The organism is Shewanella psychropiezotolerans (genome assembly GCF_007197555.1).
In the GTDB taxonomy this organism is placed as follows: domain Bacteria; phylum Pseudomonadota; class Gammaproteobacteria; order Enterobacterales; family Shewanellaceae; genus Shewanella; species Shewanella psychropiezotolerans.
Genome location: NZ_CP041614.1, coordinates 49,856 through 72,887 on the forward strand (window position 1 = coordinate 49,856; position 23,032 = coordinate 72,887).

Annotated in this window: 17 protein-coding genes and 3 rRNA genes; 4 read left to right on the forward strand and 16 right to left on the reverse strand. The window is 46.2% G+C overall.

Going from position 1 to position 23,032, the window contains the following annotated elements; genetic code table 11:
- Positions 1 to 503: 503 nt before the first annotated feature.
- The 4 genes from FM037_RS00240 to FM037_RS00255 all read left to right on the forward strand — a co-directional run bounded on the left by FM037_RS00240 (position 504) and on the right by FM037_RS00255 (position 9,341).
- Positions 504 to 2,046, forward strand: a 16S ribosomal RNA gene (locus tag FM037_RS00240).
- 478 nt (positions 2,047 to 2,524) lie between these two features.
- Positions 2,525 to 5,427: ribosomal RNA gene (locus FM037_RS00245) — 23S ribosomal RNA — on the forward strand.
- 145 nt (positions 5,428 to 5,572) lie between these two features.
- Positions 5,573 to 5,688: ribosomal RNA gene (gene rrf, locus FM037_RS00250) — 5S ribosomal RNA — on the forward strand.
- Together the 16S, 23S and 5S rRNA genes form the textbook arrangement of a ribosomal RNA operon.
- Before the next feature lie 1,145 nt (positions 5,689 to 6,833).
- Entirely contained in the window at positions 6,834 to 9,341 is a 2,508-nt protein-coding gene (locus FM037_RS00255; RefSeq protein WP_229381037.1) for a putative bifunctional diguanylate cyclase/phosphodiesterase, read from the forward strand.
- Positions 9,342 to 9,356: 15 nt separating this feature from the next.
- Here FM037_RS00255 and FM037_RS00260 read toward each other — a convergent pair whose 3' ends face one another.
- From FM037_RS00260 to FM037_RS00340, 16 genes are all read right to left on the reverse strand, one after another.
- Entirely contained in the window at positions 9,357 to 9,641 is a 285-nt protein-coding gene (locus FM037_RS00260) for a hypothetical protein (protein WP_144044332.1), read from the reverse strand.
- 48 nt (positions 9,642 to 9,689) lie between these two features.
- On the reverse strand, positions 9,690 to 10,124 hold the full coding sequence (locus FM037_RS00265; RefSeq protein ID WP_144044333.1) for a hypothetical protein: 435 nt from the start codon (positions 10,122 to 10,124) through the stop codon (positions 9,690 to 9,692).
- The gene (locus FM037_RS00270; RefSeq protein WP_144044334.1) at positions 10,121 to 11,131 is read right to left on the reverse strand and encodes a flagellar motor protein MotB; all 1,011 of its coding nucleotides are present in this window, start codon (positions 11,129 to 11,131) and stop codon (positions 10,121 to 10,123) included. Before FM037_RS00270 ends, FM037_RS00265 begins: the two co-directional genes overlap by 4 nt.
- Complete coding sequence (gene motA / locus FM037_RS00275; RefSeq protein WP_144044335.1) at positions 11,131 to 11,988, reverse strand: flagellar motor stator protein MotA; 858 nt, start codon at positions 11,986 to 11,988, stop codon at positions 11,131 to 11,133. Before motA ends, FM037_RS00270 begins: the two co-directional genes overlap by 1 nt.
- Before the next feature lie 16 nt (positions 11,989 to 12,004).
- Complete coding sequence (locus FM037_RS00280) at positions 12,005 to 12,727, reverse strand: RNA polymerase sigma factor FliA (RefSeq protein ID WP_144044336.1); 723 nt, start codon at positions 12,725 to 12,727, stop codon at positions 12,005 to 12,007.
- 11 nt (positions 12,728 to 12,738) lie between these two features.
- Complete coding sequence (locus FM037_RS00285; protein ID WP_144044337.1) at positions 12,739 to 13,197, reverse strand: flagellar basal body-associated FliL family protein; 459 nt, start codon at positions 13,195 to 13,197, stop codon at positions 12,739 to 12,741.
- 14 nt (positions 13,198 to 13,211) lie between these two features.
- Complete coding sequence (locus FM037_RS00290) at positions 13,212 to 14,249, reverse strand: flagellar hook-length control protein FliK (protein ID WP_144044338.1); 1,038 nt, start codon at positions 14,247 to 14,249, stop codon at positions 13,212 to 13,214.
- On the reverse strand, positions 14,239 to 14,565 hold the full coding sequence (locus FM037_RS00295) for a hypothetical protein (protein ID WP_144044339.1): 327 nt from the start codon (positions 14,563 to 14,565) through the stop codon (positions 14,239 to 14,241). Before FM037_RS00295 ends, FM037_RS00290 begins: the two co-directional genes overlap by 11 nt.
- Positions 14,534 to 14,914, reverse strand: a complete 381-nt coding sequence (fliS, locus tag FM037_RS00300; RefSeq protein ID WP_077750680.1) for a flagellar export chaperone FliS — start codon at positions 14,912 to 14,914, stop codon at positions 14,534 to 14,536. Before fliS ends, FM037_RS00295 begins: the two co-directional genes overlap by 32 nt.
- Before the next feature lie 18 nt (positions 14,915 to 14,932).
- Positions 14,933 to 16,300 carry a flagellar filament capping protein FliD gene (fliD, locus tag FM037_RS00305; RefSeq protein WP_144044340.1) on the reverse strand — a complete coding sequence of 456 codons (1,368 nt, stop codon included), beginning with the start codon at positions 16,298 to 16,300 and terminating at the stop codon, positions 14,933 to 14,935.
- Between the two features lie 365 nt (positions 16,301 to 16,665).
- The gene (locus FM037_RS00310; protein ID WP_144044341.1) at positions 16,666 to 17,472 is read right to left on the reverse strand and encodes a flagellin N-terminal helical domain-containing protein; all 807 of its coding nucleotides are present in this window, start codon (positions 17,470 to 17,472) and stop codon (positions 16,666 to 16,668) included.
- A 494-nt stretch (positions 17,473 to 17,966) separates the two neighbouring features.
- Positions 17,967 to 19,010, reverse strand: a complete 1,044-nt coding sequence (locus tag FM037_RS00320; RefSeq protein ID WP_229381038.1) for a hypothetical protein — start codon at positions 19,008 to 19,010, stop codon at positions 17,967 to 17,969.
- A 14-nt stretch (positions 19,011 to 19,024) separates the two neighbouring features.
- Positions 19,025 to 19,942: a flagellar hook-associated protein FlgL gene (flgL, locus tag FM037_RS00325; protein WP_144044343.1), complete on the reverse strand. Its 918-nt coding sequence runs from the start codon at positions 19,940 to 19,942 to the stop codon at positions 19,025 to 19,027.
- Between the two features lie 63 nt (positions 19,943 to 20,005).
- Positions 20,006 to 21,370: a flagellar hook-associated protein FlgK gene (gene flgK, locus FM037_RS00330; RefSeq protein ID WP_144044344.1), complete on the reverse strand. Its 1,365-nt coding sequence runs from the start codon at positions 21,368 to 21,370 to the stop codon at positions 20,006 to 20,008.
- 58 nt (positions 21,371 to 21,428) lie between these two features.
- Complete coding sequence (locus FM037_RS00335; RefSeq protein WP_077750685.1) at positions 21,429 to 21,881, reverse strand: rod-binding protein; 453 nt, start codon at positions 21,879 to 21,881, stop codon at positions 21,429 to 21,431.
- A complete protein-coding gene (locus FM037_RS00340) occupies positions 21,881 to 22,921 on the reverse strand; it encodes a flagellar basal body P-ring protein FlgI (protein WP_265575351.1) in 1,041 nt (346 codons plus the stop codon). Before FM037_RS00340 ends, FM037_RS00335 begins: the two co-directional genes overlap by 1 nt.
- Positions 22,922 to 23,032 lie beyond the last annotated feature (111 nt).

The following is a 23,032-nucleotide window of genomic DNA, read 5'->3' on the forward strand; positions in this document are numbered from 1 at the left end:
GGCTAAATAACCTTCAAACGAATAAGAAAAGCGAATTAACTCACTATTAGCCCTTGTGCTCTGGGCTGACATCCCTATAATGCGCATCCACTGACACGGTAAACCAGTCTTCTTAAACGAAGCTGAAACCCAGTCAGGGCAATAAGTAAGCGGTTAAAAGTTAAATTTTTAAAAGCCCTTGACGCCAACAACGGGAAGTGTAGAATACGCATCCCTAGCCAAGGCGGAACGCCTTGGGAAGTAAGTAAAAGCCAGCGACCTAGCGTCTAACGGCGGTGCTACCAAGCACCAGCTCTTTAACAATTCAAAACAAGAAATCTGTGTGGACACTCACAGGTATTGAGTTATTCGAAATTGCCTTCTGTTCTTCGGAATGTCGGCAATCAAAATATTACTCAATGAATGAGTGTTCATAGATTCGAACCTAGTTCGGATCACTTATATAAACAGTATAATTCATTGAGCCGATGTCATCTTCGAAAGAGGATGCATCAAAAGAACTTTAATTGAAGAGTTTGATCATGGCTCAGATTGAACGCTGGCGGCAGGCCTAACACATGCAAGTCGAGCGGAAACAGGAAGGTGCTTGCACCTTTGCTGTCGAGCGGCGGACGGGTGAGTAATGCCTAGGGAACTGCCCAGTCGAGGGGATAACAGTTGGAAACGACTGCTAATACCGCATACGCCCTACGGGGGAAAGGAGGGGACCTTCGGGCCTTTCGCGATTGGATGTACCTAGGTGGGATTAGCTAGTTGGTAAGGTAATGGCTTACCAAGGCGACGATCCCTAGCTGGTCTGAGAGGATGATCAGCCACACTGGAACTGAGACACGGTCCAGACTCCTACGGGAGGCAGCAGTGGGGAATATTGCACAATGGGCGAAAGCCTGATGCAGCCATGCCGCGTGTGTGAAGAAGGCCTTCGGGTTGTAAAGCACTTTCAGCGAGGAGGAAAGGTTGTAGTTTAATAAACTATAGCTGTGACGTTACTCGCAGAAGAAGCACCGGCTAACTTCGTGCCAGCAGCCGCGGTAATACGAGGGGTGCAAGCGTTAATCGGAATTACTGGGCGTAAAGCGTACGCAGGCGGTTTGTTAAGCAAGATGTGAAAGCCCCGGGCTCAACCTGGGAATTGCATTTTGAACTGGCAAACTAGAGTCTTGTAGAGGGGGTAGAATTTCAGGTGTAGCGGTGAAATGCGTAGAGATCTGAAGGAATACCGGTGGCGAAGGCGGCCCCCTGGACAAAGACTGACGCTCAGGTACGAAAGCGTGGGGAGCAAACAGGATTAGATACCCTGGTAGTCCACGCCGTAAACGATGTCTACTCGGAATTTGGTGTCTTGAACACTGGGTTCCCAAGCTAACGCATTAAGTAGACCGCCTGGGGAGTACGGCCGCAAGGTTAAAACTCAAATGAATTGACGGGGGCCCGCACAAGCGGTGGAGCATGTGGTTTAATTCGATGCAACGCGAAGAACCTTACCTACTCTTGACATCCACGGAATTTTTCAGAGATGAATTAGTGCCTTCGGGAACCGTGAGACAGGTGCTGCATGGCTGTCGTCAGCTCGTGTTGTGAAATGTTGGGTTAAGTCCCGCAACGAGCGCAACCCTTATCCTTATTTGCCAGCACGTAATGGTGGGAACTTTAGGGAGACTGCCGGTGATAAACCGGAGGAAGGTGGGGACGACGTCAAGTCATCATGGCCCTTACGAGTAGGGCTACACACGTGCTACAATGGTCGGTACAGAGGGTCGCAAAGCCGCGAGGTCAAGCTAATCCCACAAAGCCGGTCGTAGTCCGGATCGGAGTCTGCAACTCGACTCCGTGAAGTCGGAATCGCTAGTAATCGTGAATCAGAATGTCACGGTGAATACGTTCCCGGGCCTTGTACACACCGCCCGTCACACCATGGGAGTGGGCTGCACCAGAAGTAGATAGCTTAACCTTTCGGGGAGGGCGTTTACCACGGTGTGGTTCATGACTGGGGTGAAGTCGTAACAAGGTAGCCCTAGGGGAACCTGGGGCTGGATCACCTCCTTACCTATACGACTAACTCAATATTTGCTGAGTGTTCACACAGATAACTTGTTCTTGTTAGAGCAAACTAATTCTCCAAGCGAGAGTTAGCGTTCTTTAAAAATTTGGAAAGCTGATAGTGTTAATGTGAAAGGGACTATTGTGAAAACTGCTTCGTAAGAGGTAAGGATTACAGTGGTTAATAGCATTAGCGCGAAAAATAAATAATTGAGTTCTCAAACACTTAAATTAAGTGCCGAATTGCAGTGATGCAATTCAAGAGTATTCTTTTGGCGAAAGTAAACACCATTAGTTGCGATACAATTTGTTTTCTATTATCCGTAGAGAATATTGAGTCTGTTAGCGCAGTCAATGTGTTGTTAGGCAAGACGCGAAAGCGAACGAGGAGGGCGTGTAGTTCACTACATAACCGACAAGTGAGTTTGAGTAACGCTGCATAACAGTACAGTGGCAAGCGGATAAAGACCCATGTGGGTTGTATGGTTAAGTGACTAAGCGTATACGGTGGATGCCTTGGCAGTCAGAGGCGATGAAGGACGTAGTAACTTGCGAAAAGCGTTGGCGAGCTAGTAACAAGCATTTGAGCTAACGATGTCCGAATGGGGAAACCCACTCACATAAGTGAGTATCACTACATGAATACATAGTGTAGTGAGGCAAACCCGGGGAACTGAAACATCTAAGTACCCGGAGGAACAGAAATCAACCGAGATTCCCCTAGTAGCGGCGAGCGAACGGGGATTAGCCCTTAAGTCTATGGGGTGTTAGTGGAATGAGTTGGAAAGCTCAGCGGCACAGGGTGATAGCCCCGTACATGAAAACTAACCATAGATGAAAACGAGTAGGACGGGACACGTGACATCTTGTCTGAACATGGGGGACCATCCTCCAAGGCTAAATACTCCTGACTGACCGATAGTGAACCAGTACCGTGAGGGAAAGGCGAAAAGAACCCCTGTGAGGGGAGTGAAATAGAACCTGAAACCGTATACGTACAAGCAGTGGGAGCGGTTCTTGAGACCGTGACTGCGTACCTTTTGTATAATGGGTCAGCGACTTACATTTTGTAGCGAGGTTAAGCGAATAGCGGAGCCGTAGGGAAACCGAGTGTTAACTGCGCGTTTAGTTGCAAGGTGTAGACCCGAAACCCGGTGATCTATCCATGGGCAGGTTGAAGGTTGAGTAACATCAACTGGAGGACCGAACCGACTTATGTTGAAAAATGAGCGGATGACTTGTGGATGGGGGTGAAAGGCCAATCAAACCGGGAGATATCTGGTTCTCCTCGAAAGCTATTTAGGTAGCGCCTCGAGCGAATACCATTGGGGTAGAGCACTGTTAAGGCTAGGGGGTCATCCCGACTTACCAACCCTTTGCAAACTCCGAATACCAATGAGTACTACTCGGGAGACACACGGCGGGTGCTAACGTCCGTCGTGGAAAGGGAAACAACCCAGACCATCAGCTAAGGTCCCAAAGTTATTGCTAAGTGGGAAACGATGTGGGAAGGCTTAGACAGCTAGGAAGTTGGCTTAGAAGCAGCCATCTTTTAAAGAAAGCGTAATAGCTCACTAGTCGAGTCGGCCTGCGCGGAAGATTTAACGGGGCTAAGCAATACACCGAAGCTATGGGTACTAGTGCTTGCACTGGTGCGGTAGAGGAGCGTTCTGTAAGCCGTTGAAGGGAAAGGGGTAACCCATCCTGGAGGTATCAGAAGTGCGAATGCTGACATGAGTAACGATAAAGGGAGTGAAAAACTCCCTCGCCGAAAGACCAAGGTTTCCTGTCCAATGTTAATCAGGGCAGGGTAAGTCGACCCCTAAGGTGAGGCCGAAAGGCGTAATCGATGGGAAACAGGTTAATATTCCTGTACTTCTGCTAACTGCGATGGAGAGACGGAGAAGGCTAGACTAGCGCGGCGTTGGTTGTCCGCGTTTAAGGTTGTAGGTTGTATTCTTAGGCAAATCCGGGAATACGCATTAAATTGCAAGACTGAGGACTGATGACGAGACCCCAAGGGGTTGAAGTAGTTGATGCCATGCTTCCAGGAAAATCTTCTAAGCTTCAGGTTAGTAGGAATCGTACCCCAAACCGACACAGGTGGTTGGGTAGAGAATACCAAGGCGCTTGAGAGAACTCGGCTGAAGGAACTAGGCAAAATGGTACCGTAACTTCGGGAGAAGGTACGCTCCCGACGGTGATGAGACTTGCTCTCTAAGCTGTTGGGAGTCGCAGATACCAGGTGGCTGCAACTGTTTATCAAAAACACAGTACTGTGCAAACTCGCAAGAGGAAGTATACGGTATGACGCCTGCCCGGTGCCGGAAGGTTAATTGATTGGGTTATCTTCGGAGAAGCTCATGATCGAAGCCCCGGTAAACGGCGGCCGTAACTATAACGGTCCTAAGGTAGCGAAATTCCTTGTCGGGTAAGTTCCGACCTGCACGAATGGCGTAATGATGGCCACGCTGTCTCCAGCCGAGACTCAGTGAAGTTGAAATTGCGGTGAAGATGCCGTATACCCGCGGCTAGACGGAAAGACCCCGTGCACCTTTACTATAGCTTGGCACTGAACATTGAACCTACATGTGTAGGATAGGTGGGAGACTTTGAAGTTGGGACGCTAGTTCTGATGGAGTCAACCTTGAAATACCACCCTTGTAGTTTTGATGTTCTAACTCAGGCCCCTGAATCGGGGTTGAGGACAGTGCCTGGTGGGTAGTTTGACTGGGGCGGTCTCCTCCCAAAGAGTAACGGAGGAGCACGAAGGTTGGCTAAGTACGGTCGGACATCGTACGGTTAGTGCAATGGCATAAGCCAGCTTAACTGCGAGACATACACGTCGAGCAGGTACGAAAGTAGGTCATAGTGATCCGGTGGTTCTGTATGGAAGGGCCATCGCTCAACGGATAAAAGGTACGCCGGGGATAACAGGCTGATACCGCCCAAGAGTTCATATCGACGGCGGTGTTTGGCACCTCGATGTCGGCTCATCACATCCTGGGGCTGAAGTCGGTCCCAAGGGTATGGCTGTTCGCCATTTAAAGTGGTACGCGAGCTGGGTTCAGAACGTCGTGAGACAGTTCGGTCCCTATCTGCCGTGGGCGTTGGATGATTGAAGGAAGCTGCTCCTAGTACGAGAGGACCGGAGTGGACGAACCGCTGGTGTTCGGGTTGTTATGCCAATAGCATTGCCCGGTAGCTACGTTCGGAATCGATAACCGCTGAAAGCATCTAAGCGGGAAGCGAGTCCTAAGATGAGTCATCCCTAGGAATTTAATTCCTCTAAAGAGCCGTTCGAGACTAGGACGTTGATAGGCAGGGTGTGTAAGCGTTGTGAGGCGTTGAGCTAACCTGTACTAATGACTCGTGAGGCTTAACCATACAACCCAGATGGGTTTGTGTAGTTAGTGTGTGTATTACTTCATAAGCACAAAAGAATACGAACTTGATTTAAGTCGAACTTAATTATTTAGAGCTATTTAGAAGACTATTCTGAATAGACAGCTTTTCAAATTTACCAAATTAGTCTGGAAACAATAGCATTGTGGCCCCACCTGATCCCATCTCGAACTCAGAAGTGAAACGCAATCGCGCCGATGGTAGTGTGGGGTCTCCCCATGTGAGAGTAGGTCATTTCCAGGCGCTCATTAAGTGAAAAAGCCACCTGAATAAGGTGGCTTTTTTGCGTCTGGGATTTAATAAAGTTTGGCTGAATAGCTCGAACTTACCGGTACAGATATCAGGTGACTTATCCACTTAGGAAGGCATGAATGCCTACCCCCGATGTCGCCCCGCCGCTGAGCGGGCTCTCCCGCTACGAAACGAAGTTTCTCCGCGTTCAATTAGGGCTGAATACTACGTATTCAAATCGCCGTAATTTCACCCCCATGTGTCCACTTCGTGGACTACGAGAGTAGGTCATTTCCAGGCGCCTAATTTCTCGTAAAGAGAGTCGATAAATCCTCAGCACTTAGTGTTGGGGATTTTTTCGTATATACGCTCCGCGAAGGAGCTACTTCACATGCAGCCCAAAGCTGTTAATGCAGTGTGGCCGTTAATTTCATCCATGCATTAACGGCATTTCCGCCATCCCTGGCGGTCAGGGTCTCCAGTTCGATGACTACGTCATCTCTCGCTGCAAAGTAGCTGAATGCTACGCATTCAAAGCGCTACTTTTCCACCCCCATGTGGTTCGGCCTTCGGCAAGTATCACGACGATTTCAAGTTGAGCCATTGGAAGGCGCCTTCGCTCTTTGTTCTACGCATATACGCTCCACGAAGGAACTACGCTTGATGTCGCCACGCCACTGAGCTTGGTCAGAAATTGCATCCATGCATTTCTGACATTCACCACATTCATGTGGCTTGCTCCGCAGCTTGATGACTACGTCATTACGCGCTACAAAGCAGCTGAATGCTGCGCATTCAAAAAAGAACTGCTTTTTGGCCTCGGCCCTCATGTAAAAGGTTGAGGTTTGTGTCTTGGCTCTAGCATCCTGCTCTACCTTGTATGTCCTGCGGATACAGTTTGGCTATGTACCAGGCCTATACAAGGGAGTCATCACTGGATATTTGCTGTCTGTTTAACTTTATCTGTAACATTTTAATCGATAAATAGTGTATCTTGCTAAAGCTTAGCTTGTTAAAATTTACAGCTTCTCAGTAGATTGTTTGCTTGATGCACTTGTCTATTTGGTTTGATGTTTTCCTATTTTTATTCTGGAAGACTAACATCATTGATATAAGGCAATTGTCTGTTTTTACTTTAGGTTTAGGTGCTGTTGGATTTGTTTAAAATCAATCGACCGTCTTTGGTCTTTGTTGTGCCCATATTCACGTTTATTCTATATCTCTGTTTAATGTCTGCAGAATTTGTTTATGAGCGTAGTGAAAGCCAGGCGGAAGCCCTATCTCAGACTCAGGCTAGAATTGAGCAGCATTTGATTCGAATGAAGTATATTGTCGAGTCGGCATTGGCGATTCAGGATACTGGGCGTATAGAGCAAGAGATATCCTTGGCCGCTACAGATCTGGATGTCATGGTTTTCACTGTTTTATATCAGGAGGGCGAGATTAGGTTCGCTAATCATTTGGTATGGCGCGGGAGTCAGGCAAATTATGTCATCGATGGCTATGAGCCGAGTATTCACAGTAAAACCATTAAAGCAGATACACCGACTATTCAGTTTAATCCTGCTCGTTTATCAATTCAGGCATATTACCCTATTGATAACATCACGGCTCTGGAGAAAGACCAAGGCAATATTATCTATCTGGAATATGATGTTTCTCCTCTACTTTCAGAAGTTAAAGAGGCTCGTTTTCAGAGTGCAATTCGTTCATGGGGGGTGAGTCTTCTTTGTTTGGCTATATTTCTGTTTTTACTTCATTTTTATCTGATACGCCCCTTGAGACTTATGGCCAAGCAAGCTAAAAAGGCGAGTTATATCGTAAAAAATAATGGGTCTTTCCCTAAGTGGAAAGCTTCTCCTGTTAATGTGGTATTTAGTGAATTAGAGGCGATTAGAAATCATCTTATCAATTTTTCGGACAAGCTTGAACGTAGTGAAAAGCAATTAAGGGATAGCCAACAGAGGTGGTTATTTGCTATTGAGGTGTCTAGAAATGGTATATGGGATTGGAATTTTGCCACCGGTGAGGTGTTCCTCTCTGATCGCTGGAAAGAGATGTTAGGTTACTCTGAAGATGAATTAGCCAGCGAATTGTCGACCTGGGAAAATTTATTACACCCGGAAGACAAGAAGGATGCATTGCTTACCCTAAACCAATATCTAAATAACGAGCTGGATGAATTTGAGAGTGTCCATCGACTTCGACATAAGCTGGGTCATTATATATGGGTTTTAGATAGAGGCATGATTGTTGAGTGGGATGATAAAGGTAAGGCCACTCGAATGATCGGAACACATGCCGATGTAACCAGTGACATGAGAAATAAACAGGTTCTTCTCCATCAGGCAAAGCATGATTTGTTAACAGATTTACCAAATCGTAGCAGCTTACTCGATGCACTCTATTCTCTGAATGAGAGTAAACAAAAGGTATCAGCCGGTCTGTTTCTTATCGATTTAGATAATTTTAAGATGATCAATGATGCACTAGGGCATCACTACGGTGACAGGTTACTGATCCAGGTCGCGGCGCGTCTCTCCAGCTTTTTTGCTACTAATTCATTGATAGTTAGATTATCTGCCGATGAATTTGTCGTCCTGGCTAAGAATCTCCCTCAGGATAAAAACTCTGCTAAGCGGAAAATTCATGCGTTGGCCAGCCAAGTGCGTCAGATTATCGGCCGTAGTTTTCATATTAATAATCAGACCTTCAGTGTATCTGCCAGTGTTGGAGCTTGCTTCATCGATAGTCAGATTGAAATTGAGCCTGAGCTGTTACTCAAACAAGCAGATGTGGCCATGCATCAGGTGAAGGAAAGGGGAAGAGATGGGTACCTACTTTATAGCGCCGAGATGGAGGAGGTTGCCCAACATAGCCTGTTTATAGAGAGTGAGTTGCGAGGTGCTATTGCGGCGAATCAACTTTCTTTGGTCTACCAACCCATTGTCGATTTCAGAGGTCAGGTCGTTTGCGTAGAAGCCCTACTCAGGTGGAGTCACCCTCAGATGGGCAATATTCCACCATCGACCTTTATTCCTCTTGCCGAAGGCAGTGGTTTAATTGAAGAGTTGGGAGAGTGGGTCCTGCTAGAGGCCTGTGGCTTCATCAATAAGCTTCATGCCAAAGGTGTGCAGCTAGATGCGGTAGCTATCAATGTCAGCGCCAGACAGTTTAATCAGGGGGTATTTGCTGAAAACCTGCTGAGGGTAATTGAGGGGCTCGGAGTAAAAGCAAATTCTATCGAATTAGAACTGACCGAGTATGCCCTATTGAGTAATTTAGACGTCGTTAAGCAGGCGATGGATAAGTTGAGTCTGGCTGGAATATCCATCGCGATAGATGATTTTGGCACCGGATACAGTTCATTAAGTTATTTGCAGAGTATTCCGTTATCTAGATTAAAACTTGATGCAACATTTGTCAGTAAGATCGATGTTAATGAGTCATCCAACGCCATAGTTAAGGCGATTATCGACATGGCCCATGGTCTGAATTTAAAAGTGGTGGCAGAGGGAGTTGAGACCCAAGCGCAATATGATTTTTTACTGCAGCATGGATGCGATTCATTTCAAGGCTATCTCTTCTCTCGGCCATTAAAGGAAGCTGACCTTGTTAATTATATAGAGTCGGTTGCTGTTAATGGGCCTATAGCTGTGAGTTAATATTAATTCACAGCATTAGAAAAAGAAGAAGTAGCTCATAAGGACAAATGAGAAAAGCGCTCCAGCTATCACAGGATAAATTAAGTAGCTATCTCCTGAACGACGCGCGCGGCGGATGCATAGGTTAACCAGAATCAGATTAAATACTGCTAGCATTAGAGATGCCATTGCACCGTGTCTGAATGGCATGTGTCTGATGTCCGTAGAAACGTAGAGCAATATAAACCAGTCGAGCAAAATGAGGTAGAGGAAGATTTTTTGTAGACCGTCCGGTCCTTTGCGCTTGTTGGGGCGTGTCATTGAAACCTCTTAAACAAAATCATGATCCGTTATGCATGTTTAATTGAGCTAGATATCTACAGACTTGTATGTGTTGTGTGGCGTGATGATATTGAGCATAGTGATAATCTCATTTTCATCCTGAGTAACCCAAGTCGCGCCGACAAAGTGGAGTCTGCTATTGATTGGCCAGCTTCTTGCCACTCGAATTTTTAATTGAGAGCCTAGATACTCGATATGTATCTCTTGAGCGGACGTCAAAGGAACTGTAGTCAAGAGTCCTAAACCTCCCAAGCCTATGTCCTTTATATTGGCCACACCTAACTTATGCTTTCGCCACCAACTTTTACGGATCAGATCTACTGTCACTCCATCGCAAGCCAGAGTCAGACATTCTTCCTCATTGGCTCTCAGGCTCAATCGAGTGTGAAGCCTAAGATTACTATCTGACTCTTTTGGCTGTTGTTTTTTGTCTGCGGGAATAAACTCTTCAAACAGCATCATTCGGTTGTCCACTGCTCTGGGTAACGTGTTCTGGGTCGATTGTCCTCGGCAGCCTTTTTAGCTTGGCTCAGCTTTGAGTCTGTGTCTGGCACTTTTTTAGTTAGTCCTGCCATCTCTCTTATTTGTGATTCAGCTGCACTGGTCAACACCAGCATTTCGATACGTCTATTAGCTGCGGCAGCAGGGTCATCACTGATATACGGCACTTGATCGGCCATCCCTGTAACCTGAATGACCTGATCGCGCTTTACACCACCATATTCCAGGACTCGTCTGGCTAATAGCGCCCGCTTGCTGGAAAGCTCCCAGTTAGTGAAAGTTTTTCCTGCGTAGGGGGTAGAGTCTGTGTGACCGGATATACTGATTTTATTTTCAACTTTTCCCAGAAGAGGACCTAAAGCTAGAAGGAGATCTTCAAAGTAAGGTGTCATGTTTGAGCTTCCTCGGGTAAACATAAACTGATGGACATTGTCGTGGATCAGAATTCTTATGCCTTGAGGTACGATTTTGATCTCAACATTGGCACTTAAATTTACTTGGGTGATGACTTCATTAACCTCTCTGGCTAAAAACTCCAGTTGAGATTGAGTCTCAAATTGTCCTGGCACTAAGGAGTTAAGCTCCGGGCCTCGGCCTGCCTTGGGGTTACTTTCGCCTGCAGGAATATGGTTATGCATGGCTTGACCCGCTCTTTCGACCCCAGTCCCCGTTGCCGGAATTATGGCTTGTTGTAGGGCGACAGAACCTTGTAAATCGATCATTGAAGGAGATTGGCTCAGATCGAAAGGATTTATAGAACCATCAGAAAACATATCACCTTTTAGATATTGAACAATCAATGTTCGCTCTTGCTGGTCGGCGATTTGTAAAATCCACAGCACCATAAACAGCGCCATCATGGCTAAGGTGAAGTCTGCAAATGCAACTTTCCAGGCGCCGCCATGTGAGCCTTTTGACTTTGTTCGCTTGCGGCGCTTGATGATAATTGGCTCGTTCTTTATTGCCATTAGCTTTTCTGCTCCACCATCCAACGTTCTAGCTCTACAAAGCTAGGTCTGTTTTCACTCTGTATCTGTTTTCTACCCGCATCAATGGCTAGCATGGGAGGCTTACCTTTGGAAAATGAGGTTAGTATTGCGGCGACACAGCGAAGTTGTGCTGATTTTCTATCGACTAAGTGCTCTAACGCTTTAGAAGCGGGTTCAAACAAACAGTAACAGGCAAAAATACCGATGAAAGTGCCGACGAGTGCCGCTGCTACCTTGACGCCAATCATAGTAATTGGACCATCTATGCTGGACATGGTGATAATGATGCCCATGACCGCGGCAAGAATACCAAACCCAGGCATAGCTTCGGCAACTCTAGCCAGTGCATGGGAAGGTCGTAACCTGTCTTCCTCAATTCGGTAAATCTCTTCTTCCAAAATATGTTCAAGATCGTATGATGAAATCTTGCCTATAGATTGCAGACGCAGGTTATCGATAAGAAATTGCAGCACATTCGGGTGCTCTAACACTGTGGGATACATTAGAAATAATGAGCTTTCTCTAGGCTTTTCTACATGTTCATCCAGCACTTTCATCCCTTGAGACTGGATCTGGCTCATTAACATCCCCATTAAACCAAATAGTTGAGGATAGAGTTCCGGATCTTCTTTTTCTACAGATATTAGTTCCTTTAACTGTGAAACCATATCTATCAGTACGGGTCTAGGGTTAGCAATAATAAGAGCACCAGCACCAGCACCAAAGATGATAAGTATTTCTGCGGGTTGCCAGAGGGAGCTCAGATTTCCACCTGCCCAAACATAGCCTCCAAATACCGAAAATAAAATAATCGCTAAACCTAATATCTTACTCATGTTCTCTTACCTGCCTCTACCGCTCCCAAAGTTGGTAAATCTCCTTAAGATGCTTCACCGCCTGTTTATGTAGCTGGCAGATCCGCGTCTCAGTCAATCCTAAGGTCCCGGCAATTTCTTTTAAATTGAGTTCATGTTGATAATAAAGCGACAGGATCACCTGTTCTCTTTTACTTAATTTAGATATTGCCTTTTTTAATGTTTGTTTGGATGAAAACTGCTCAATAACATTAGTCTTATCGGCGAAATGGCTACCTGCACTTAGCATGTCATCTAAGCTTTTCATGGACTCAGATTGAGAGGCATAGAGACGTTCTCTATATTGGTCTCTGCTTATCCCCATCGAATCAGAGACTTCTATATCTGTCGGATCACGCCCCAGCATTCGGGTGAGTTTACGCACAGCGTCATTAAGCTCGTGAGCTTGCTGCCTAACGGGCCTAGGACGCCAGTCCTGGCGTCTAAGCTCATCAAGAATTGAACCGCGAATTCGCTGTCCAGCAAATGATAAGAAGCCATTGTCAAACTCTCCGGGGTAGCGTCTCGAGGATTCGAGTAGAGCCATCATGCCAATCTGCTCCATATCCTCGACAGCAAGTACGGCTCCGCAGTGACTTCTAAGCTGAGAGACTGATCGCTTTACCAAAGGTAAATACTGCTTCATCACCTGGCTCTCACTGAGTCTGTTTACTGTCTTTTCTTCATTGGTCTCTTGGTATGCGAGTTGAGCAGAGTTCATGATGTCATTCCCTATTGTATAACCATGCGAGTAAATAGGACTTCATCGAGCTCTATCTCATAATTGTTCTCTGTCAATACGTTGGAGAGCAAGACAAGAGCTTCTCGTTGAAGATTTTCCAGTTGTTCAGAGTCATTGAGCTGATTGAAGTGCTTACGAGAGAACATCTTCATTAGTGAGTTTCTTACTAATGGATCCGCTTCTTTAAGAATTCTACTGACATTGGTCGAACGGCTTTTTAGCGCCATTTCAAGTAAGAGGTAGTGAGGTAAATTATCACCGGGCACAGAGATAACAAATCTATCTAAGGGATAGAATTTTGCTTTGTTGGCTTCTTCATCTTGTGTGACAAATGGACCACCGATAATACTTGGTGATTGCCAACCGACCCAAAATATAGTGGTACTCCAAAGGATAATGAGTAGTGAAAAAGACAGTTTTTTGCTTACGCTTGTTTTACCAAAAGCCATTAAATTACTCCTAGTTAGGCTAATAAATCGATTTGATTATTTTGCTGATCTTGTTGTTCGGTCTCAAGTTCAATAAGATCAACTTGAGAATTGGAAATGTTTACTGCATGCCTCTCATCCTGATGCTCACGTTTGTCGCCCTGACTGATATCCAGATCTATCAGGCCTCCGTGATCCATAGCTAGCTCTTCTCTTAATCGGTCCAACCCCATTAATAGTGAATCTCTCACTGAAGCGTTAGCTGCATGCATTTGAATGTGTAAGCGGTCACCATCGAGGCGGATGTTGAGTTCTACTTTTCCAAGTGAAGGGGGATCTAACCTAATCTCCGCCTGTTTAATTTTCTGATCGATCTGGAATCTAAGCTGTTCTCTCAAGGGGGTTAGTATCTCTTGGGCTTGCATCGCCAGAGGTGCATTGGTTGTAACGGGGACTGGTCCCCACTGGCTAACCGCGGCATGAGTACGGTTGGCAGTGGTGATGGCCAAATGGTTTGTTTCGCCCTCAGTAATCTGCGTCGTAGCCTGAATAAGCTGGCTAGTAACCAAGTTAGCCTGCAGGCTTGCCTCACCTTTTTGAGTTTTTATTACTTGGTTCATATTAGGTATTGGCAAAGACAACTGCTGTGTTTGGGGTTGTGTAGCCCCTTTCTCAAGTTTCCCTAGTTGTAACTGCTCACTCTGACTTGTTGGCGGAGTGTGAGTGGGATTAGAAGATACGTTCAGTGGTTTATCAGGAATCCCTTCTCTGGATACGATAGGCTGAAACTGAGTCGATTTTTCTAATTTACTGGTTAGCTGTTCTGCATCCTGAGTTAGATTTGCCAAGGAGCTACCACTAACCTTTGTCCTCTCTTGAGCTATATCACTATAAATAGAGCTTAAGCTTGTATTGCCGCTGAGCTTCTCTAACTGAGATAGGCTGGCTGAGGCATATATGGCAAATTCAGCGGACTCTGTGGAGAAAAGCTCTTCGTTAGCATCTGAAATATCACCTGTTAATTTCTCTGAATTATCTCTAGGTGAATGTAGATTAATAGAATTAGATATCATCACGCTCTCCACTCAGGCTAGTGAGTTGATAAGCTGCGATGCCATCTTGTTGGCTTTGGAACTGTTTCATCTCAACTTCCAACTTATCCTTCTCCTTTTTGAGCTGAGCCAATATGGCGGCATGGGTCTTTGCAAGTGCTTGTCTGGCGGTAAATTGAGGACGTGTGTTAGCTTTACCCTCTCTCTGGAGCGCTTTGATCATGACTTCATTGATCATCACGACCTTGTCCCAATCCTTTGACTCTGAGTGCTTATTCAAAGCTGTTTCAAACTGGCCCCACTGCTCAATTGAGATTGGTCCAACCTTCTCTGACATCGCTAATTACCTTTATTATGGGATCTAATTTTTCCGAGCTGTTTTCGACACTGGCGGAGACGAGTTGGCGGCTGCAGTACTCATAAAGGCGGTTAAGGCTGGTTGCTACTTCACCGCCATTCTCAAGATCCAACATGGAATCGAGACCATGCACTATGTTGAGGCACTTATTGACGCTCTTCCCTTTATCTTCGAAGCTTCTTCGCTCCATAAAGCCTCGGGTGCGTTCCATCTCCTCGAGTAGTCCGTCGAGTAACATGCGCACCATTTCATGGGGGTTTGCAGCAGCAGCTCTGGCATCGAGAGTGGTCTGTTTATAAGCGCTGAAGGGATCATGCTCATTCAACATAGTGTTTGGTTTCCTTAGTTAAAACAGCCCGCTGGCTGAACTCATTTTCATAATATTGGCTTCCATTGCAGTAAACTGGGCCAGGTAAACCTGATACCTTTGCTGCATGTGGTAGTCATGGCGTTCCATATTGTCCTCAATGCGAGACACCTGCTTATCCAGGTTGCCTTGCTTAAGATCCAGGTAACCATCGGATTTTGTGAAAGGGTCGATAATTTTGTCGAGTCGATCGACGTAACCTTCGTCATCAGTGAACATGGCCTTAACGGCCGAGGGATCACTCTTTAGGGCTTCCGAAAGCTTGTCGTCGTCGATCTTGAGCTTGCCGTCACGGGTCATCTCGATGCCGATATCCGATAGACGCATACCATTTGGGGACGGGGCGAATACCACCTGCCTCACGTTGTTTTGCAGCATGCGTACACTGGAGTCGCCTTTTAAGACGCCGAGTTGATCTTCAGTGATCGAGCTACTGCCGGACGATGAGTCATCATCATCATCATCATCGTCATCGTCTTCTTTTTTATCATTGATTTCATCGGCCACTTCACTGCCCATGGTGCGAGTGAGCTTATTGACCTGATCCATCAATAAATTAAAAGCGTCGACAAAATCTTTTACCGCCTGCTCACTGGACTCAAAGTCTGTGCCTACAGTGATAGTGCTGGCTTGCCCTGATTCGTGAACTTTTTTGAGCTCTACGGTCATGCCATCGATGACATTTTCAAGGTAATTGCTGCTGCTTTTTATTTTGATGCCATTGAGCTTTGCTACTGCATCTTGAGCTTTGCGGCGCTCGGTCATACCAAAGTCAGTACCGTTATCAAGCACGGTTATCTTACTTGCTTTTCCCGTTTCTGTTGAGGTCAGCATAAACTCAACACTGCCACCAGTGCGTACCAGGGATGCCTGTACACCAGGGTTATCCGCGTGGTTATTGATATAGTCTCTGAATTGACTGATGGTGATACTGCCATCACTATTGATTTCGCCCATATCTAAGGTGAGTTTTTCGCCTGCAATCTCTATGGTGAAGTCACCACTAGTAGGGAGGCCGGTGGCGTCTTCACTGGTAAATTTTTTTGTTAGTTGATGAGCCTGGGCAAGGTGTTTAACGATTAATTCATAGTTACCTTCTGGCGCATCTGAGCCCACGGTAACGGAGGCATTATCATCACTGACAGATACCGTTTTTTCATCGAAGGCATCGCTATCGATCTTATCCAGCTTACTGGTCATGCTATTTAAGCTTTTTTCCAGCACGCTGTAGGCATCAAGCTGGGCTTGATAACGATCCATTTGATTTTTATAGAGCTGATCTTTACCCATACGTTCGGCCATAATTATCTGTTCGGCGAACTGGGCGGCACTCATACCTGATATCATTGTGACTCCTCCTGTTAAAGGGGTATGGCAATCTTTATGCCAAAAGTTAAGTTGTTAATTTTCAACTTGTTAGCTTTTACTATTAATTCATCTAATCTAAAAGTTTTCCGAAAATGGAATGATTGAGGGAAGCAAGGCTTCCGCTTTAACTTGCTGACCGTTAGGCATTCGCTAAATAAATAAAGCGACGCTAGTTCAAAGAGATGAAGTGTAAGAGGGATAGATTGAGTAATTCTTTGTGATTAACGAAATACTGAATGCAGTTAGCAGAGAAAAATAAATGAAAAGGAGCCGTTAGGCTCCTTTTTGATGTTTGATAAATCGATACTCTATGTTGAAGAGTAAGGTTTAACGAAGAGCAGGGTTTATAGCAGACCCATAACCAAACCAGTGTTCTGGTTGGCAGAAGATAGGATGCTAGTACCGGCTTGAACAAGTAGCTGGTTCTTAGTCATGTTGGCAGTTTCAACGGCGAAATCTGCATCCATGATGCGGCCAGCAGCGGCCTTAGTGTTTTCGGTGACATTGGCTAAGTTAGAAGATGTATGACCTAGGCGATTGATATTTGCACCTAAGTTTGAACGCTCAACACCGACAGCGTCGATAAAGTCGTCTATGGCATCGATTGCCTTAGATGCATCGCCTATAACACTAATATCGGTAGCATCACCAGCAAGCTTAGCTACAACATCTGTTTTAACTGCCAATGTTTCAGCAGAGCCTGCACCGATCTGGAACTGTACTCCCGCATCTAAGCTAGTGAATAAGTTATTACCCGCGTACTCAGTACTGCCAACGATGCGATCAATTTCAGCTGTAAGCTCTTTATATTCAGCATTGAGTGCAGTTAGATCTTCTGCTGAGTTCACGCCGTTAGCCGCTTGTGTTGCAAGCTCTTTCTGGCGGTTAGCGATAGTGTTTAGCTCGTCCAGTGCACCATCAGCAGTCTGTAGCATAGAGGTTGCATCAGATACGTTACGGCTAGCCGTTTCCATACCAACAACGTTAGCGTTTAGGCGTGAAGCGATCTGTAGGCCTGCAGCATCATCTGAAGCGTTGTTGATACGAAGGCCAGTAGATAGGCGCTCCATAGAAGTGGTAAGTAAGCTGTTATTTTTGTTTACAGCATTTTGAGCGACGTTAGAAGCATAGTTAGTATGAACAGATAACATGGTTAATTCTCCAAGTATTTTTAGTGTTATTTAGCTTCCGTTCCAGCTAACCACTAAAGCGTGTTTAGCTAGGAGAGAACAAAAGTTAAATAATTCGTTGTGTCTCATATTTGTTAAAACGACGCCCTGATTTGAAACTGAACTCTCGGATAGAAAAATAGTTAAAAATAATAAATGCAAAAAGCAGAAGTGGAAATCCTGAGGCGCTCACGTAGTTCGGCTGATGTTTAAAGTAAAGGGCAAAGCACTTGATGCTGCGTTTAGGGCTTTAGATATACGACTGCATAGATGCAGAAGTTAGGGCGAAACAGGATGCCAGAGCCGAGAACAACTTTTGCTTCAAGCCCCCAGCCTTGCCTACAGCGCTTTGAACTCCCGCAGAATGGTCAGATACCTAATGTAATTGGTATTTCGATGTGCGGGATATTCACATATAAAAAACCGGCGCCAGGCCGGTTGAGTGAATCAAGTTATTCAATTAGGGAGAGACATGGTTATTTCAGTAATGAAGAGACATGGGCTCGTGTAACATTGGCCTGAGCCATGATAGACGTCATCTGTTTAGAAAATGGGTTGGCTTGCATTGCTGAATCTAAGGTTTGTAAGGTCTCGATGACCAAGTTATCACTGTTGTGGCTGCGGTTGATTTTGTCTAGCTGATGCTGCACCTTTAGCTTGGCTTCGGTAAGATCCCTGAGTTGTTGATCGACTTTATGCAGAGACTTATTGATCTTGGCTATGGCCTGTCTGAGCTCATCATTACTGGTAAATTTCCATTCTCTTGGATCTTGCCAGGAGAGTTTTTCATCCAATTTGATATTTCTGGCTTCCCCGGCTGGTAGTCGTTGGCCTTGACCTGTCATCATTATGCCGTTTTTTAGTTGTTGCCATTGCTTATCATTGGTCGAAAAAATGGTTTCTTGTGTCGATGGGCTATCTTTGTGTGTGAAGACATCGATGCCAAGGACTTTCATCCCCAGGGCAAGTTGCTCTCTGAGCTGTTGACTAGGAGTTTTTGCCGGGAGAAAAACACTGGCATTTTTTTGGTTGTGCTGTAGCTGAATGTATTCATCTCTTGGCTTAGTGCTCGCGAGATCCACGGATTTCATCGTAAACTCTCGTTGCGCTGCCGGGCGACTTGGTGTGATCAGGTTCAGTTGATGATCTATGAGTGGTGTGTCTTGATACTCGACCTTTAGCTTTGTTAGCTGATTCTGTATCCTTTTAGCCATATTGGCTTTTTCTGTTTGTAAGCTGCCCTCAACGCTCAGTGCTTTTTGAGTCTGTTTCTTGAGCTGCTTCAGGATATGGGTTATCTGCCTAAGGCCTTGTTCGGCAACTTGAGAGGCTGAGACCTTATGCTGGCCTTGAGTCACTTTTGCCCAGCGGGAATAGCTCTCTAGCCTGTGTGTCGGGATATTGGATTTATGATTCGGCTCGAGCTGACTTTGTGCCTGCCGATCGTTAATCGGCGCGCTGAGAGGCTGGCTACGGTGTTGAACACTTAGCGCATCTGAGACTCCAGTTACCATAGCCATCTGCTTTTTCCTTGTTAAATCTGACTGAAGAGAGTGAGTTGGGTGATCTGCACGAAGGTCTGCTGTGTCACCTGTAGTGTGGTTAACTTCAGATTAAACTCGGCCGTTGCCTGGGCATAATCCAAACCTTCTGTTTCACCGATCACCTCCTCATTAAAGAGAATCATCTCTTCATGGGATTCTTCCATCAACATCAGGCTCTTCTGCTTACCCCCTATATCGGTAATCGCGCCGCTGATACTGGATAATGTGTCATTTAATGTCTCCATCATGGCCTTAGATACGTTATCAAATCCAGATTCTCCGGGGGCTAGACTTGGGTCTTTAAGCACATCGATAAATTCTTGAGTCTGATTGAGGATATCTGCACTACCGTTCGAGAACAAAAACTGCTCTGCGGTGACGTTTGCTGTCATCCAGGATGAGCCAGAGGTTTGTACCTCTCTGTGATTATTATCGCCTTGATAGATATAGTTGCCGCTGGCATCTTGGGCTATAGGCGCTGTGCCAGTCTGGTTGCCGGAGAAGATATAGTTTCCGCCATCATCCTGCGCGTTGATCATGCCTACGAATGTTTCAAGCAACTCTTCCAGCTCCGCACCGTAAGCAGCTCTGTCTTCTGGGGATAGCGAACCATTACTCGCCGCTAATGTCACTTCGCGCATTCTTGACTCTATCTCCACCATGGAAGATAAATTGGTCTCTGCACGATCGAAACTCGTGCTCAGCGAGTTGATATTTTTAAGGTACTGCTCGGTGGCTGCGACTTCACGTTGGCTGGCTATGACTTTGACCGAACCAATAGGATCATCGGACGGACGTAAAATAGACTTGCCCGTTGCCATCATCTGATTGAGGCGTGCGATATCAGCGGTTGAATTTTGCAGGTTATGTAAGTTACTGGCATAGAGGTTGTGGGTACTGACTCTCATTGTGTATTCCTTAAATCTGATTCAAAAGCCCATACTTAAGTGGTGGGCAGCTGCGCCGACGGGTTAAATGTTGACTATGGTTTGAAACAGTTGATCGGCGGTGGCGATTACCTTGGCATTAGCTTGATAACTCTGTTGATAGATAATGAGGTTTACAGCCTCTTCATCCATATTGACTCCACTCGTGCTGGCCCATTGTGCCTGCGCCTCCATCTGAAGGCTGATGGCAGTGTCTTCACTGACCTGAGCCTGTCTCGATTCGGAGCCTAGTTTGCCCACCATGCTCGAATAGGCATCTCCCATAGAAGTCGTTACATCGATAGAGCCGAAGGTAAACTCAGTGTTAGCCAGCTCGATTAGCTCTTTTAGGTTGCTGTTATCTCCAGGCCCATCACCTTGACCGAAAGCAAGCATCTCTGCGGTAAAACCTTCGGTTACCTTGATGCTGCCAGCTGGATTATTAGGGTCATAGGTAAAGAGGTCTTGTGTCGGTGTACCACCGTTAAGATCGGTACCGCCAGCAAGAATGGCATTGAACTCATCGGCAAAAGTCATCGCTAGTTCATCGTTAAATGCCATGGATTCCAGCAGGCTATTATCACGGTAATCGAGCATGGCGCCTAAGCTACCACCTACGTTCTCATCTAACGGGAAGCTGGAATCGCCAAACTTAATCGTGACGGTGCTTAAGGCTGGATTACTTGGATCTGGCTTTACTTCCAGTGTCGAAGCGGTAGTGCCTGAGAGCAGTGGCTGACCCTGGGCCAGGGAGATATTGACCATGCCATTTGATTCTTCGGTGACTCTGATATCAACCAGTTGAGCCAGATCATCTATCGCCGCATCTCTGGCATCGAGCAGTGAAGCTGGAATATCGGTACCGGAGCGCTGAATTTCTTGGTTAAATTTAGCAATAGATTCGAGCTGGGAGTTAATCTCTTTAGCCGATGCACCTATCTGTCCCTCAATCTGTGAAAGTTGTGAATTGAGCGAGTGGCTGATGGAGTTGAATCTCTGTCCCATAGCCTTAGCTTCACTCAAAGCACCCTGACGATAGGCAATATCACTGGGTTGCTCTAGTGATGAGTTTAGTGAGGCAAAGAGTTGATCTAGGCCGTAAGAGATATTATTGCCTTTAGAGCCGAAGATCTGCTCCACCTGACTGTAGTAACTATTTGTGACTCGGGCATAACCCACACCGCTGGTGGTGTTCCATAGCTGCGCAACTTCATATTGATCTGAGATCCGGCGTACCCCATCGACCTGAACGCCGGCTCCGCTACCATAGATACCGCCGCCTACAGAGCTCATCATCACCTGCTGGCGAGAGTAACCAGGTACCATGGCATTGGCGACATTATTTGAGGTTGCATTCAGGGCCGCCATACTCGATGTCAGTCCTGACATGCCGATATTAAGCATGCTCATAGGGTTTCCTTATCTGTTAAATTTATAGGTAGCAGAAGTCAGCGAGTGTAAGGCATCTCTACTTATCGTTTGTATTGGTTAATTGAGGCACAATAAGTGCGGGTTGCATCGCCATTGTTGAGCCACTGTTCCCATTAAACTGAGCCGAGTTAGCCGCTTCACTTAATGGGGTCTCTTGTGTAGAGGCGACTGCTGTGGGTTGCGACTTAAGACCGACGCTTAATTGTTTTGTCATAACGCTGGCAAGGCCCGTGCTTTGCATCTGACTGAGGCGTCCTGCAAGTTCGGCGTCATGCCAATCTCGATACATGCCATCATTCTGCGAAGAGAGTGGACTATCACTGTCGGCCATTACGTCTGAGGCACTGCGCATCTGCTTAAGCACATTTTGTAAAAACTGAGCTTCGAATTGCTGGCTAACCAGCTCGAGAGCACCATGTTCACCATTGGCCTTGATCAAATCGCCTGCGTTGAGGTTGTTAAGGTAACTATGGGAGTTCTCTAACTTCATTATATAACCACCAGTTCAGCTTCCAGGGCGCCCGCTTCATCCAGTGCCTGAAGTATCGCCATTAGATCCATAGGGGAGGCCCCTAAACTGTTTACCGCCCTGACGACTTCCTCTAATGCTATGCCTTCAGGCCAGACAAACATGTGACCATCTCCGGTGCCTATATCGACCTTACTATCAGAAATGACGACAGTTTCACCTTGACCCTGGCCCCACATTGGTGCATTCGGCTGGCTAACATATTCCTGTTCTATGATAGATACTGTCAGATTACCATGGCTTACAGCGGCTTTTCTGACGACGACATCTCCACCCATGACCACAGTGCCGGTTCGACTATTGAAGACAACGCGAGGGGATTTTCGGCCTTGTTCTATCTGCAACTCTTCGAGCATCGACATAAAGGTGACACGTTCTCTATTTGATTGTGGTGCCCGGATCTTTACTTTAGCGCTACTGTCGGCCTGAGCTACATCCGGCCCAAATAGGGCGTTGACCTGGCGCTCTATATTGCGAGCGGTCATAAAACTTGGGGCTCTGAGATTAAGGACTATCTCCTCATTGTCATTGAAGTTACTCTCCATGGGGGCTTCCAACAGGGCACCATTGGGAATATTGCCGACAGTTGGCACATTGATAGTGACCGAAGTGCCGTTACGTCCTTGAGCTGATACGCCGCCTACTACTAAGTTACCCTGACCGACGGCGTAGATCTCACCATCGACCGCCCTTAACGGGGTCATCAAGAGTGTACCGCCACGTAGACTCTTAGCATCACCTATGGATGAGACTGTTATATCGATAGTCTGCCCCGGGCTGGCAAGTGGTGGCACTGTGGCATGAACCGCGACAGCCGCCACGTTCTTTAGCTTAGGGTCGATTCTGCCATCGACCTGTACGCCAAATTGTTTGAGCATGTTGACGATAGACTGGCTGGTAAATCGAACCTGAGTTCTGTCACCCGTGCCATCCAGGCCGACAACTAAACCATAACCAACAAGCTGGTTATCACGTATGCCTTGCACATCGACAATATCCATCAAGTATCGAGTCTGGCCTGTGGCTTGAACTGGCGTATGATTGATGGCAAATACGAGGATCACACTCGCAATAAATAGACTGATCTGTCTCATTGACTCACCCTTGTAGCA